Origin of the sequence: Nocardioides massiliensis (assembly GCF_030811215.1) — a bacterium.
Classification (GTDB): domain Bacteria; phylum Actinomycetota; class Actinomycetes; order Propionibacteriales; family Nocardioidaceae; genus Nocardioides_A; species Nocardioides_A massiliensis.
This window is the reverse complement of record NZ_JAUSQM010000001.1, coordinates 3,078,726-3,092,682: the sequence shown is the minus strand read 5'-3', so window position 1 is coordinate 3,092,682 and position 13,957 is coordinate 3,078,726. Positions and strand designations below refer to the sequence as shown.

General features: G+C 67.3%; 13 protein-coding genes. 4 read left to right on the top strand and 9 right to left on the bottom strand.

Annotated features, from left to right (window positions below; all coding sequences use genetic code 11):
• Positions 1 to 199: 199 nt before the first annotated feature.
• From J2S59_RS15350 to J2S59_RS15340, 3 genes are all read right to left on the bottom strand, one after another.
• A complete protein-coding gene (locus tag J2S59_RS15350) occupies positions 200 to 481 on the bottom strand; it encodes a cupin domain-containing protein (protein WP_068124262.1) in 282 nt (93 codons plus the stop codon).
• Positions 482 to 506: 25 nt separating this feature from the next.
• Positions 507 to 767: a hypothetical protein gene (locus J2S59_RS15345; RefSeq protein WP_068124265.1), complete on the bottom strand. Its 261-nt coding sequence runs from the start codon at positions 765 to 767 to the stop codon at positions 507 to 509.
• A 403-nt stretch (positions 768 to 1,170) separates the two neighbouring features.
• Positions 1,171 to 1,449 (bottom strand): helix-turn-helix domain-containing protein, encoded by a 279-nt coding sequence (locus tag J2S59_RS15340; RefSeq protein ID WP_306825265.1) that lies wholly within the window; start codon positions 1,447 to 1,449, stop codon positions 1,171 to 1,173.
• A 176-nt stretch (positions 1,450 to 1,625) separates the two neighbouring features.
• Between J2S59_RS15340 and J2S59_RS15335 the strand changes: the two genes are divergently transcribed.
• On the top strand, positions 1,626 to 3,077 hold the full coding sequence (locus J2S59_RS15335; RefSeq protein WP_306825463.1) for an IS1380 family transposase: 1,452 nt from the start codon (positions 1,626 to 1,628) through the stop codon (positions 3,075 to 3,077).
• Positions 3,078 to 3,166: 89 nt separating this feature from the next.
• On the opposite strand, the gene J2S59_RS15330 is transcribed toward J2S59_RS15335, so the two are convergent.
• Both J2S59_RS15330 and J2S59_RS15325 read right to left on the bottom strand, forming a co-directional pair.
• The gene (locus J2S59_RS15330) at positions 3,167 to 3,616 is read right to left on the bottom strand and encodes a MarR family winged helix-turn-helix transcriptional regulator (protein ID WP_181642505.1); all 450 of its coding nucleotides are present in this window, start codon (positions 3,614 to 3,616) and stop codon (positions 3,167 to 3,169) included.
• 492 nt (positions 3,617 to 4,108) lie between these two features.
• A complete protein-coding gene (locus J2S59_RS15325) occupies positions 4,109 to 5,287 on the bottom strand; it encodes a cytochrome P450 (protein ID WP_068124024.1) in 1,179 nt (392 codons plus the stop codon).
• Positions 5,288 to 5,970: 683 nt separating this feature from the next.
• Between J2S59_RS15325 and J2S59_RS15320 the strand changes: the two genes are divergently transcribed.
• Both J2S59_RS15320 and J2S59_RS15315 read left to right on the top strand, forming a co-directional pair.
• The gene (locus tag J2S59_RS15320; RefSeq protein ID WP_181642504.1) at positions 5,971 to 6,570 is read left to right on the top strand and encodes a TetR/AcrR family transcriptional regulator; all 600 of its coding nucleotides are present in this window, start codon (positions 5,971 to 5,973) and stop codon (positions 6,568 to 6,570) included.
• 29 nt (positions 6,571 to 6,599) lie between these two features.
• A complete protein-coding gene (locus J2S59_RS15315; protein ID WP_068124021.1) occupies positions 6,600 to 8,918 on the top strand; it encodes an MMPL family transporter in 2,319 nt (772 codons plus the stop codon).
• A 581-nt stretch (positions 8,919 to 9,499) separates the two neighbouring features.
• Here J2S59_RS15315 and J2S59_RS15310 read toward each other — a convergent pair.
• From J2S59_RS15310 to J2S59_RS15295, 4 genes are all read right to left on the bottom strand, one after another.
• Positions 9,500 to 10,135: a hypothetical protein gene (locus J2S59_RS15310; RefSeq protein ID WP_068124018.1), complete on the bottom strand. Its 636-nt coding sequence runs from the start codon at positions 10,133 to 10,135 to the stop codon at positions 9,500 to 9,502.
• A 58-nt stretch (positions 10,136 to 10,193) separates the two neighbouring features.
• Positions 10,194 to 10,781: a TetR/AcrR family transcriptional regulator gene (locus J2S59_RS15305; RefSeq protein WP_068124016.1), complete on the bottom strand. Its 588-nt coding sequence runs from the start codon at positions 10,779 to 10,781 to the stop codon at positions 10,194 to 10,196.
• 224 nt (positions 10,782 to 11,005) lie between these two features.
• The gene (locus tag J2S59_RS15300) at positions 11,006 to 11,500 is read right to left on the bottom strand and encodes a PaaI family thioesterase (protein ID WP_068124015.1); all 495 of its coding nucleotides are present in this window, start codon (positions 11,498 to 11,500) and stop codon (positions 11,006 to 11,008) included.
• A 1-nt stretch (position 11,501) separates the two neighbouring features.
• Positions 11,502 to 12,113, bottom strand: coding sequence for a TetR/AcrR family transcriptional regulator (locus tag J2S59_RS15295; protein ID WP_179516878.1), 612 nt, complete (start codon positions 12,111 to 12,113; stop codon positions 11,502 to 11,504).
• 100 nt (positions 12,114 to 12,213) lie between these two features.
• Here J2S59_RS15295 and J2S59_RS15290 point away from each other — a divergent pair, with 100 nt between their 5' ends.
• Positions 12,214 to 13,311, top strand: a complete 1,098-nt coding sequence (locus tag J2S59_RS15290; protein ID WP_068124011.1) for a BtrH N-terminal domain-containing protein — start codon at positions 12,214 to 12,216, stop codon at positions 13,309 to 13,311.
• Positions 13,312 to 13,957 lie beyond the last annotated feature (646 nt).

Below are 13,957 nucleotides of genomic sequence, written 5' to 3'. Positions count from 1 at the left end.
GAGGTGCCGCCAGCGCCTGCCGTCGGCGCCGGCCGCCCTAGGAAGGCGGAACACGTCGGTGCTCGCCGACTAGGACCCTTTGGAAAGTTCTGTACGGACCTGCACATGGCGATCGCCGATGCCCTGAGTTCCGCCGTGATGGTGATCGGGGCGGGCCGGGCGAAGCCAAGGTCGGCCTCGGGGAAGGATGCGCTCGAGCTCACGCGGAGAACGTGAAGCGGATGTCCCTCGGCATGACGTGGACGGCCGAGAAGTCCGTGTCTGCCTCGACCTGGTGCCAGTCGCCGGCAGGGATGACAGCCGTCTCTCCAGCACTCAGCTCCTGAAGACGGTCGGCGAAGCGGATGGTGCATCGCCCCGCGGTCACCACCAGGGCGGACTCGGCGGACGCCCGGTGCCGCGGGAACGACTGGCCCGAGGAGGCCTGCATGCGCTTGGCGACGAGGGCCGAGCCTTCGGCGAGTGGGGTCGTTGTGGTCATCGTGCTCGTCTTTCGCTCGCTGGCCTCACGCAGCCTGTTGGGCGTCGGCCGCCGCCAGGGACTGGTACGTCGCCTCGAATGCTTCGCAGACGTCACCGGGGACTTCGTAGTTGTCCGTCACCGCGCGCAGCTCTGCGAAGAGAGCCGCGGTCCTGGTCGGATCGACGGTGGCCATCAGCTGCTCGGTGAGCTGGCGCACGCGGGTCATCTCCGGGTGGTTCTTGCCGTGGACGCGCTCGACGACGGGTGCCAGTCGTGCTGCTTGGGCGAGGGCCTGGTGGGTCATGGCTGCCGTCCTTTCGTGGGTCAACTCGAAAGATACGGCCGGGGGAGGGGGAAGTCCTTGACCCGGGTCAAGCCTGCCCAGTCCCTCGGTCAAGGAGAACGATGGCCTGCCGAGCGCGCACGGGAGCGAGGGTGGATCGTCACCCGGCCAGGCGTCGCAGCTGTCTTTAGGTTGCCCACGGCGGTAGCCGTGGTGGTTCCCCCGGACGTCGACCAGCTCGTACTGTCGGTCGAAAGTGGGTGGGCCAGGCTCGCCTCGACTCCCTACGTAGGGCGCAGCGATGACAAGTGTTCGTGTGACAGGGAAGTCGAGGGTGTTCGCGTCCAGGAACAGGGCTGTGGACTCACTCAACCGTTCAACTCGGCCTCGATGTCGGCGGCGCTGGCCTCCGCCATCCGCCGCATCAGTTGTGGCTGTAACGCTCGAACTCGGCCAAGGGGATTCGGTGATGCGAGCCAACCTTCGTTGCTTTCGGGTCGCCGTCGGCGGTCCGGCGCAGCACGGTCGTCCGCGACATGCCCAGACGGTTGGCGACCTCGGCCGGGGACAGCAGTTCGACCCGGGGGGGGGGGGGGGGGGGGGGGGAGACGTCGACGACCTCGCCGCGCGCCTTGGCCGACTCCAGAAACGCGCGAAGCGTCGCCCCGTCGTCGTCGGATAGGTGCGCCGGGTTGATTGTCATCGACGCGCTCATAAACACCGCTGTGATCGCTCGTGGTCACTTGCGAATGGATAAGCCCGGATCCACCGATGAACTTGGGTGGGTGAGCGTGGCGTAGAACGAGAATGCCCTTGCTGGGCGGGAGAATCGGAGTTCTTGAGGCAACGATTCACACCAACAGCAAGGGCATCTCTGAGGTGAAACTCTCTCACACGCTTCGATCGACCTCGGCGGTCTTCGATGACCCGAATCTCGTGTCGGCCGCAGGCCTGGTTCCGGCGCTCGCATTGGCCGAGTCCGCCGGCCTGCGGGACCTGGCAAATGAGCACCTGAGCGTCCCGACGGACAAGGGCGCGAACGCCGGGTTGAAGGTCGCATCGCGGGTCGGCGGGATGGTCGCCGGCGCCGACAGCATCGATGACATGGCGCTGCTGCGTCATGGCGGAATGGGTCGGCTGTTCACCCGGGCCTACGCCCCGTCGACGTTGGGTTCGTTCCTGCGGACCTTCACCTTCGGGCACGTGCGCCAGCTCGACGCGGTCGCCTCGCGGTTCCTGATCGCACTGGCCGGCCTCACCGGCTTGCTCGGCGCACCGGCCGCCACCGCAGCCGACGATGACACCGACACCGACACCGAGGTGGATCGCGGGTATGCGTTGGTCGATGTCGATGACACGATCATCGAGGTCCACGGCTATGCCAAGCAGGGCGCCGGGTTCGGCTACTCCGGGGTCCGCGGTCTCAACGCACTGCTCGCCACACTCACCGTCGCCGGTGGGGCCCCGGTGGTCGTGGCCCAGCGGCTGCGCAAGGGCTCGACCGGGTCGCCGCGCGGCGCGAAGCGTCTGGTCGGCGACGCGGTGAGGACCGCCCGACGGCTGCTGGGCAAGCCTCACCCGGTCCTGGTGCGGATGGACTCGGCGTTCTACGGTCGCGGACCAGTCCACGCCGCGATCGCTGGTGGGGCCGCGGTGTCGGTGACCGTGCGGATGGACAAACGCATCAAGGCCGCGATCGCAGCGATCAGCGAGGACGCGTGGACCACGATCGAGTACACCGACGCTGTCTTCGACGAAGCCAGCCAGCGGTGGATCTCCCGGGCCGAGGTCGCCGAGATCGACTTCACCGCGTTCGCTGCGCAGAAGAAGTCCGACCACGTCCCGGGCCGGCTCGTGGTTCGCAGGATCCCGGACTTCAACGCCGAGAAGAACAAGGCAGCCGGCCAGGACACCCTGTTCGACACCTGGCGCTTCCACGCCTTCTTCACCACCACCGACGCCGACGTGCTGGACACCGTCGCCGCCGACAAGATTCACCGCCAGCACGCGGTCATCGAACAAGTCCACGCCGACCTCAAAGGTGCCGCGCTGGCACACCTGCCGTCCGGGGTGTTCACCGCGAACGCCGCCTGGCTGGTGCTCGCCGTCATCGCGTTCAACCTCACCCGAGCCGCCGCGAGCCTGACCGACCAACAGTTGGCAAAGGCGACCACCGCGACCCTGCGTCGCAAACTGATCATCGTGCCGGCACGGGTCGCGACCTCAGCACGCCGCATCGCCCTGCACCTGCCCCATGCCTGGCCCTGGGAGAGCGCCTGGACGGCGCTGTTCGACCGGGTCAACGACCCGCCACCGGTCCTCGCGGCCTGACCACCCAGCAGCCCGCCGCTGCGCGAACCGAGGACCAAGTGGACGACACCGGACAAGGAGGCCCGGCACATCGACATGCCCGCGGCTCCTCATGACCAGACGAACCGGATCAAGCGCTCAGCGCCATGGCCATCGGTGGATCCGGGCTTAGTGAGCAAGTGAGCGAAGCTCGCCAGATCCTCCGGCGACCACGACCGCAGCAGCTTTCGGACGACGCCGCGTCGCTCCGCCCGCGTCGTTGTCAACACGCCCCGGCCGTGCTCCGTGAGCCGCAGCCGGAAAGCGCGCCGGTCCTCGGCGTCCGGTTCCCGCGTGACCAGACCAGCCTGCTCCAAGGAAGCGACCTGTCGGCTGATAGTCGAGGCGTCCAGGTGGAAGTGCGCTGCCAGGTCACTGGACCGCAGCGGGCCGGCGTCATGCAGCCACGCGAGGATCCCGTAGGCAGCCCTCTCTACAACTGGCACGCTCGGGCCCCCGCGCAAGTGCACCTTCTGGGCACGCCGCATCAGCAAGGTCAGCTCCTGCTCGATGGACTCCACCGAGACGAGGTCCGCGTCCGAACCTAGTGATTGCATGTACCAACCATGGCGGAGGCTTGCAAGGTGCACCAATCGCCAATGTCCCGTGGAGACCTGCGGGCATGGTCGGTCACCGGGCGGGTACATGCTGGACACGGACATCGACACCGACACCGACACCGACAAACGCAAGGCCTCCGGGCAGATGCCTTCCAAGGCCCTGGGTCTGCTCTATGGTCTTGGACTCGGCGGCATCTTCCATGCCGCGACGTGGGTCTTGGTGCCGGCTGGGTCCATCGCCGCAATCAAGGCTTGGCTCAAAGGCCGTTTCGCTCCGAGTTGGTCCTCCTGTCGGGTGTGCACCACGTGCGCGACGACATCGGCGCCCCACTGTCGTTGAACCTCGGGTTCTTAGCGTTCGGCCTGCTACTGATCATCAGTGGGCGGCTGCTGCACAAGCGCGGCTCGGCGGTGATGGAGCGACGGGCACGAGCAGTGGCACGCCGAGCTGCGCTACTCCAGGGGCAGGGACAGGTAGCCGCGGATGGGGCCAGAACGGAGTCGAACGGCCGAATCCAGGTCGACTTCCCAGTCCGGCTGGCGGGCGAGGAGTGCCTGTAGCGCGATGCGCGCTTCGAGCCGCGCCAGCGCGGCGCCGAGACAGAAGTGGATCCCACGTCCGAACGCGACCTGCCGTTCGGGAGCGCGATGGAGGTCGAAGTGGTCGGCGTCTGGGAATGCCTGGTCGTCTCGGTTGGCGGAGCCGAAGAGAAGCAGCACGGTGTCGCCAGTCGCCATGCGTTGTCCGTGCACGTCGACCGGCCGGGTAAGGGTGCGCGACAGGCCCTGGACGGGGGAGTCGTAGCGGAGCAGCTCTTCGACGGCGCCGGGAACGAGTTCTGGGCGGTCCGCCAGTTGCCGGCGGCTATCGGGCTGCTGAGCGAGCACGACCGCGCTGTTGGAGAGCAGGTTCGTGGTGGTCTCGTGTCCGGCCACGAGCAGCAGCAGACAGAAGCCGAGGAGCTCATCCTCGCTGAGGCGTTCGCCGTCGGCGTCGGCCTGGACCAGCGCGCTCATGAGGTCGTCCTGAGGGCGCGCGCGTCGTTCAGCAAGAAACTCTGAGAAGTAGTCGTAGAGGGATGTGGCGGCCTCCAGACCGGGGCCGAACTCGCCACGGGCGGGGTTGGACTGTATGAGAGTGGTGGACCACGTGCGGAAACGGTCACGGTCTGCCCGCGGCACGCCCAGCATGTCGGCGATCACGATGGCCGGCAGCGGTCCGGAGAACCCAGAGACAAAGTCCCACCCATCCGACTTCGGTGAATCATCGAGCAGGTCGTCCACGATGGAGTGGATGTGGGGTTCGAGTGCGGCGATTCGCCGGGGGGTGAACGCCTTGCTGACGACCTTGCGCAGCGCGGTGTGTCGCGGTGGGTCGGTCATGATGAGCATGGGCAGGAACAACTGGGTCATGTCCACCCCGGGAGGGGTCGGGAAGATCCCGGACGCCGAGGAGTAGGTCGCCGGGTCGGCGAGGGCCGCGCAGACGTCGACGTATCGGCTGAGCACCCAGGTGTTTGCCTGCTCCGACCAGTAGGCGGGGACTTCACTGCGCAGCTGCCGGTAGACCGGGTAAGGGTCAGCGATGATGTCGGGATCGAACGGGCTGTAGGTCAGCTGCTGGTTGCTCATCGGTATCTCCAGGTGGCTTCATCGTCTGCTTCGTTCCCAGGCGCCCTCGACGCCGCTCCACCTTCGAACGGCCGGATCTGGTGTGGCGTGTGGTTCGCCTGTGCAGTGCCGCGAGGGGCGCAACGGCAGGAGGCGGCGATCGGCCTGGGGCCGTGGACTATCAGACAACCCTCTCAGTTTCAACAATGAGTTTGTACTCTGAGTACAGCACACCCCGTCACTCAAGTCGAGACTCCTGGCGGCGCCAAAGTGTCGTCCGGTGCCGACTCAGCGCACCCCAGACGGAGGACTCACCCACGCCGCGCAGCCGGCACCCCGGGATCCGCTGGGCCATGTCGTGCTGGTCGTAGGGCGAGGTGCCGGGTATGAACGGCTCAGCCGGAACGACACCAGCGGGCTCGGACCCCGGTTGGCGTCTGTCCCGGCCGGCGCCCCACGGAAGCGTGGCCGAGGCGACGACTCATATCGATACTCGGCCGGGCCCCGGAGCTGCGCCGACGCCGGTCCCCTGTCGTGCGGCTGACAGTGCCCCAGGGAAGCGTCCTCCTCGGGCCTCCGTCGAGGGTGCCGCCCGTCGTTCGGTACCTCTCTTGCTGATGAGCGCCGCCGCCGATCCCGTAGAGCAGAAGATGTGCAGGTCAGGCAATTTTGCCTGTTGGGCAAGCGCCTGGGAGGCTATGGCCGTGACCCAAGGCCTGAGGGAGAGGAAGCGTGCGGCGACGGCACAGGCGCTTGCCGAGGCTGCCTTTGGTCTGGCGAAGGAGCGCGGCCTGGACGGGTTCGTGATCGACGAGGTCGCAGAGTTGGCCGGCTACTCGCGTCGTACGTTCGCGAACCACTACCCCTGCAAGGAAGCGGCGGTGGCATCGGTCGCCTACGCCGGTATTGAGGCTGCCGCCGACGCACTCGAGGACGTGTCGGATGGGCGCCCGTTACTGGACGCGGTCGAGGTCGTGCTGCGGCTGCAGTTGACGACAGCGGGGCTTTCCCGGATGCGGGAGGTCCTGGCGTTGGCGCGCGCGCATCCATCGTTGGAGCCTCACGTCTATCACGTCCAGCACCGGATGCGGTTGGAGGTCGAGGAGCGGGTGGCCGCCGTGGCGGCCGGACGCTATCCGGCTTCCTACCTCACCCTGTTGGTCGGCGCCGTCTACGGCATGGTCTCCACCGCGCTGGAGGGGCTCGTCGACGTCCGCCTTCCTGGCGATCCGCCGAGTCGCGACGCCGTGGAGTTCGACGAGTTCCTGACTGAGGTCTTCAATCACCTCCGTACCGGGTTCTGACCCGCACATCACTCGCTGAGGAGCAGCTCATGTCCACGTTCTTGTACCGCCTCGGGCGCGGTTGCTTCGGCAAGCCCTGGCCCATCATCGTCGGGTGGGTGTTGGTGCTGGCTGCCGTCGTGGCTGCACTGGTGGTCAACGGGGTGAAGGTGACCTCGGAGATGAAGATCGACAACACCGAGGCCCAGCAGGTTCTCGATCGGGTCTCTCGGGAGCTGCCGGAGGCATCGGGAGGCCAGGCCAGTGTGGTGTTCACCGTTCCAGACGGCGACCGGCTGGATACCCCCGCGCGGATGGCCGCGATCGCTGAGACGGTCCAGGACGTCTACGAGCTGGACCAGGTCATCAACCCGGCTGACTTGAGCCAGGGTCAGGGGCAGCCGCCGGGAGGGCCTGGGGCTGACCAGCCGGAAAGCGGGCCGGGGACGGCGCCGCCGTACCAGCCGCTGGTCCTCGACGGGACCCCGGCGCCGGGGGTGCTGGTCTCGACTCAGGCGCCAGTGGCGCTGTTCCAGTTCCAGTTCACCGTGCCGTCCACGTCGCTGACCGACGAGCAGGTCTCCGCGGTCTTGTCGGTCGTCGAGGATGCGGAGCGGGGCACCGGTCTGCGGGTCCTGCCGAGTGACTCGCTGAAGGCGATCGAGATCCCGGTCGGCGCCGCCGAGGTGGTCGGTCTCGCGGTCGCGGCCGTGGTCCTCGTTCTTACGCTTGGCTCGCTCGTCGCCGCTGGCCTTCCATTGATCACCGCCCTCGTCGGGGTCGGGGTGGGCGTGGGAACGGCGTTTGCCCTGTCGACGACGGTGGAGATGAACACCGCAACCCCTGTCCTGGCGTTGATGATCGGCCTCGCGGTGGGAATCGACTACGCGTTGTTCGTGGTCAACCGGCAGCGGCGACTGATCATCGATCGCGACCTCGACGCCCGCGAGGCGGCTGGCCGGGCGGTTGGAACGGCAGGCAGCGCCGTGCTCTTCGCCGGTCTCACCGTGATCGTGGCCTTGGTCGCGCTCACCGTCATTGGCATCTCGATGCTCACCACCATGGCTTTGGTCGCCGCGGCCACGGTGCTGCTCGCTGTCCTCATCGCGCTGACCCTGCTGCCGGCTCTGCTCGGACTGATCGGGGAGCGGATCGTGTCGGCCAAAGCCCGCAAGAAGGGGCATACCCGCCGGGAGGAGGACAGCCACAGCGTGGCCGACCACTGGGTCAAGGCGGTGGTACGGTTCCGTTGGCCGGTGATCCTCGGTGTAGTGGCGGTCTTGGGGGTGGGTGCTGTTCCCGCGGCGAGCATGGACCTTGGCTTGCCGACGGGTGCCAGCGCAAACACCGACACCGCCGCGCGGCAGAGCTACGAGGCGGTCACCCGCGGGTTCGGTGAGGGGTACAACGGTCCGTTGCTGGTGACCGTGGAGTCCGCCGATGGCGCCGCCGTCACGCCTCGGACCCTCGGCGCGGTGACCCAACAGCTCCAGCAGCGCAAGGAGATCGTCGCTGCGGTGCCAGTGGGCACCAGTCAGGACGGGGAGATGGCAGTCCTCAGTGTCATCCCCAACTCGGGCCCAGACGACGATGCCACGGCCGACCTCGTTCAGGCGCTCCGTTCACCCAGCTCGGCTGTCGCCCAGGATCATGACGTCGTGATCGGCGTCACTGGCTTCACCGCTATCGGCATCGACATGTCCGACCGGCTCGCCGAGATCGTCCCGCTGTACCTGATCATCATTGTGGGGCTGTCGCTCCTGATTCTGCTGGTGGTGTTCCGGTCACTCGTCGTACCGATCCAGGCCACGCTCGGGTTCCTGCTCAGCATCTTGGCGACCTTCGGGGTGACCACTGCGGTGTTCTCTTGGGGATGGCTTGGCTGGATGGTGGGGGTCGACACCGGCGGGCCATTGTTCAGCTTCATCCCGGTCATCGTCACCGGAATCCTCTATGGGCTAGCGATGGACTACCAGGTCTTCCTGGTCTCCTCGATGCGCGAGTCCCACGTCCACGGCCACCACGGCGAGGCCGGCGTGGTTCACGGTTTCGATCAGGCCAGCCGTGTCGTGGTCGCCGCCGCGGTGATCATGGTCTCGGTGTTCGCCGGCTTCATCTTCAGCCATGACGTGATGATCAAGCAGATCGGCTTCGCGCTTGCGATCGGCATCCTCATCGACGCCTTCTTGGTCCGCATGACCTTGACTCCGGCGCTGATGGCGCTGTTCGGCGACAAGGCCTGGTGGTTGCCGCGTTGGCTGGACCGGATGCTGCCCGACCTCGATGTCGAGGGCGACAGGCTCCTGCGCATGCTCACGGAACGTCAGGACACGGAGGTGGCGCGTTGTCCTGAGGTCATCGGCAAGTAGTGGCCCGCCCTCACGGCCGCGTGCGAAGGAGGGGGCGGTGTGGCCGGGGCGCGTGCTGGTCTGCGTCACCGGCACATGTAGCGAGCCTGGCTCGGCCCGTACGGGATGAAGGGATCCGCCCGCTCGCGCGACTATCGAAGCGGCCTCGGTCGGCCGTGGCCGCGGTGTACCCTTGGCCGCGTCCCGCCGTGAGGCTCATTCACCGGCGGGGAGCACCGAAGCCGGAGGAATTCCTCGATCTCGCGCAGGCCGCGCGCGATGTCTCTGTCGATACGGCTCCTTCGTCGCTGCTCGCGCCGCTCAAGCCAGTCACGCTCCCATTGCTGCCACTCGCGGTAGCCGCCACATCCGAACCACCAGCAACTCCCGAAGGCCACCATTCCGCCATAGAGCCACCACGCCGCATGCCACACCACGTCGGAGAGCAGGTCCGCCATTGGCTGCCAGACAGGCCCGCGGTTCATTGGGTCACCCCCAACGGACGCGACCGGGAAGAGAGAAGCGTCCGGATGGGAGCACGCTACATGCCGTCGCGCATGCACGTAAGTCCGTCACGAGTGGGTAGCGCTCGGCCACCCGGATCACCAGAGGTTCGGGCCTGTCTTCTCATCGAGATTTTGCACATGCCGCGCGACACGTATGAGGATTCGCTGCAGTCGGTCGAAGTACCCGGGTAGCTGCTCGAGCACGGCGGTGCTCCGGTTGAGACGTTCCAGGCTCTCGGGGAGTGGCCCCGCGGTGTCTGCGAGCCTCCGCATCGGCCTCCTCATCTCCGTCAGTGGCTCGACGAGGTCGCGATCGAGCCGACGTAGCGAGGTCTGGAGGCCCTCGAGCTGCCCGGAGAGGGCCGCGATCTTGGGGGCGGCCTCGCCGAGCGGCTTGGAGGTCCGCTGCAGGGCCGCCAGGTCATCCAAGAGTTGGTTGATCTGGCCGGCGAGGGTTTCGATGTGCGGCGCGACCGCGGAGAGGTCCTCGGTCGCGGTGGCCACAGGGGGAGTGAGGCTCTCGACATTGCGGTCGATCCTCTCTACCTGGTCCAGGGTGTCCGGCGCTCGGTCAACCACTTCTAGGGCCGCCGGCATGTCCGAGGCCGCCCGCACCAGCCGGGGGATGTGCGGCAGCAGCAGGGCGACCGCAACGGTGAGGACGAACAGTGCCAGTGCGAGGACAGCGGCCAGTACGCGGACTGCCCAGATCGGCAGGGCTTGGTTGAGCACGTCGTAAGATCCTCGTCTGTCGGGACCGGCACCGTCGCTTGCGGCCGCGCGGTCGGGGTCAGCGCTGACGCAGCCGCAGGCCGTCGAGGACCAGGGTCGTCACGGCGCTCGCGATGCGCTCCTGGTCCAGGGCCTGGTCGGTGACAAGGTAGGACAGGGCGCTGATGGTGACCGCACCGAAGACCGCCATGGCACCCGACTCCGGATCGGGCACCTGCCGCAGCGAGCCCTCAGTCACGCCGTCCTCGATCAGCGACTGTACGGGCTGGTAGTAGGCCGCATGAATCATCGCTGCGATCTCAGGGATACGGCCCGCACGTCCTAGCTCACCCACCAAAGCCCGGCAGATCGCCGGCTGCTCCGCCATCACCCGCAACTGCGCTCGAATCACCTCGGCGAGCCGGGCCGCTGCCGACCCTTCCGACTCGACGGCGATGGCCACCTCATCCGCAACGCGGTTCAAGGTGTCGCGGAACAGAAAGGCAAGGATCTCCTCCTTGCCGGCGAAGTAGTAGTACAACGTCGCCTTGGGAATCCCAGTGGCAGCAGCGATGTCCTCGATCTTGGTCTGCTCGACACCGTGATCGGCGAACAGCTCCGCTGCGACGCTGAGTTTGACCGCCGTGTGAGCCGGGACAGTACGCACCGACGTGGATCCCTTCGCTGTGCTGGACTTGTACCGAGAGTACAAACATGGCGTCCATCTGCACAACTGACCGCGTCAGCCGACGGCCCGGGGTCGGGGCCGGATTGGCGAGCCGCTCGAGTGGTCCCGATCCCGGGTGTGAGCGTCAGCGGATGCCCGGATTGGAGGCGCAGGCCGCAGGCCGCGAGCGATGGCCCGAGGCGGCCCTGCAAGGACGGGCGCGGTCAATCCGCAGGCACGCCAGGTGGACTGCCCTGAGCGAAGTGCTCGACAGACACTTTCACGAACACGGCCGTAGAAGTGATGACCGCGCGACCGTCTGGCTCGGTTGCACGGGCAGCGACGAACAGCTTGCGCCCTTCGCGCCGGACGACATCGGCCTGGAGTCGGTACTCCGCTCCGATGAGTACCGGTGCCAAATACTCGATCGTCAGTTGGCGGGTGACGGCAGGGCCTCCTTCGAGGAAAAGCAGGCAACCGTAAAGGTCATCGACAACGGTGGCGACTGCGCCGCCATGGACAATGCCCGGTGCGCCTACGTGACGATTGTCGAACGTGTGCCAAGCCTGCACACCATCCCCGTGCCGCAGGGCCCGGAGGTGGTGCCCATGGGGATTGTTCGGGCCGCACCCCAGGCAGTGGTCGTGGTGAGTCGGGAGTTCAGCCCCGTCCGGGTAGACGGCGAACTTCTCCGCCCACATGGCCAGCAGCGCTTGCATGTCAGCCACGAGGACCGCCCTGGAGGCGCTGCGCCCAGGCAGCCAAGACTTCGGACTGCCGTTCATGGGAATGAGGAGCGAGCAGACCGCTAACCCCTCGACCGAGAAGGAGATCCAGGGTGAGTCGGATTTCGATGGGGTCCTGTGTGACGTAGGTGCGGCACATCTCGGCGAGCTCCGCGTTCACGCGGTCTTCGGTGGGGACCAACTCTGCCCGCAGCTCTTCGTGAGCGCGGGCGGCCACCCACAGTTCGAGGCTCGCCGCATACAAGGGCCCCGACAGCGCATCTGATAGCAGGCGGAGCGCCGTCCCTCGCCTCCTGTGGTCGGTCGCCCCCCCGTCCTCGGCGTCACGGAGCTCGAGCTGGGCCATCTGCTCTCGGACGCGGCGCAGGCGCTGCTGCGCCAAGTGCTCAACCGCCGCCACGACCAACTGGTCGCGTGTCCCGAAGTGGTGCAGCTGCGCGCCGCGAGAAAGGCCCGCTCGAGCCGCGACCGCGGCGCTGGTTGTCCCCGTATAGCCGAGCTCGGCAAGGCATGTGACCGTCGCGTCCAGCAATGCCCGACGGGTAGCAGCCGAGCGGTCTTCTTGTCGTCCTAGCTTCAGCGGCACAGCCTGAGTCTACATGCGTGCATGAATGCATGTAGATTCGCGCCCACCGTTTGACGGGCACACGCTCGCGCAGAGTGCTCCGACTACTCCAGGAGTTCCCATGTCAGTTGAGGTCGCTGCGCTTCGGCCGGAGCCGCGTCGAGTGCTGCTGGACTATCCCCACCGTCAGGCAGGTCATTGCGGGTCCGGAGCGCTGAGAGACCTCTTGGAGTGGGCCGGCCTGGGCTGGGAGGAGGTGCCGAGCGAAGGTCTGGTCTTCGGAATGGGCGGTGGGCTCGGCTTCACCTATCTGCGGGTGCCTGGTCTCACCCCGCCCATCTACGTCGTCGGGCGTAGCAGTGACCTTGAGGTGGATCTTCTTGCCAGGCTGGGTGCAGAGGTCGACGTCCGGCACACCGACGACCCCGCCACCGGTTGGGGTTGGGTCCGTGGGGAACTACGACAAGGTCGTCCCGTGCTGATGTGGGCAGACATCGCTGAGTTGCCCTACCTGAATGTCCGCCTCCAGATGAGTCGGCACGACATCGTCGTGATCGGTTACGACGACGAGACCCAGACCGCTTTCGTGGTTGACAACGACCGAGCCGAGGTGCAGGAGGTCCCCTACGATGCGCTTGCGCGGGCGCGCGCGTCACGATCCTTCCCCGTGCCCACCAGGCACACGACCTACTTCGTGAACTGGCCCCAGGTCCTGCCGGATCTCCGCCCGACCGCGGCTTCGGCCCTCGTCGCCTCCGTCGAGAACATGCAAGCGGCGGCGACCGCGATCATCCCGGACACCTCGGTGCTGCCGCCGGATGCCGTTGCTGGTGCCGGCATCGATGGAATCGGGGTCTTCGCGGAAGATGTCGGCCGGTGGCCGGAACTCATGCCCGAACCTGAGTTGGACGTCGCGCTGCGCTCTCTCCACGCCTTCGTGGAGAAGGCAGGGACCGGCGGCGGCCTGTTCCGCCGGTTGCAGGCGCAGTTCTGTGCCGACGTGGCGCGGCGAACGCGGTCCGCTGAGATGGCGAAGGCTGAAACTGCGCTCCTGCGCTGCGCGGCCACATGGTCGGCTCTAGCTGCCGCCGGCCGTAGCGACGGATCGACGCTCGCTCGCTGGCGACACGTCAATGAACTCGCCGCGACTCTCACCAGCGACGAGCACCATGCCATCTCCCAGATGCGCACTGCTGCGGGCGAACTCCGGGGTGGGTGACCGATCGTGGCCGGTCGGCGAACGCAATACGCGAACACCACCGCCGACGATCCCCGCTCCACAGCTTAAGCATTCCAAGCCGATCGCCGAGTCATCTCGACTCGTCTCCCATCGAGGTCCGCGGCGCGAACAGCTAGTGGCGGCGGCTGACGCGATCGAGGATCACGGCGCCGGGGTCGGCACCGCTCAGATCGCCGAACGCGCAGGCATGCGCGGCCCCACGTCTACCGCCACTTCGCAGCAAGGAAGATCTCGTCGGCGAGGTGCTGCGGTGCGCGGCGGACCAGGTCATCGACCACCCTTCGGCCCGCGATGCAGGTCAGTGGCACCGGCCCTGCCATCATCCGGGTGCCATCGGGGCTGCACTCGGTTGGGCGGCCGAGCATCCGACCCTCGATCGCTTCATGGCAGTGCGCCAGCAGAACAGGGAGATGCGTCGGGCCAGGCTGGGGCGCACGCGGTTCCTGGGGGAGGTGGTGGCCGCCGCGTCGGGCGTACCTGCGCAACCCCGAGGTCGACCTTCCGGGACGGCGTCATGGCGGGGCTGATGGGCACCCGGTCGATGCTGGGACCATCTGTTGGCTCGACTACCACGACGAGTCGCACGACGAGGTCGTCGCCCGGATCGCGCACCAGGTGTGGTTGA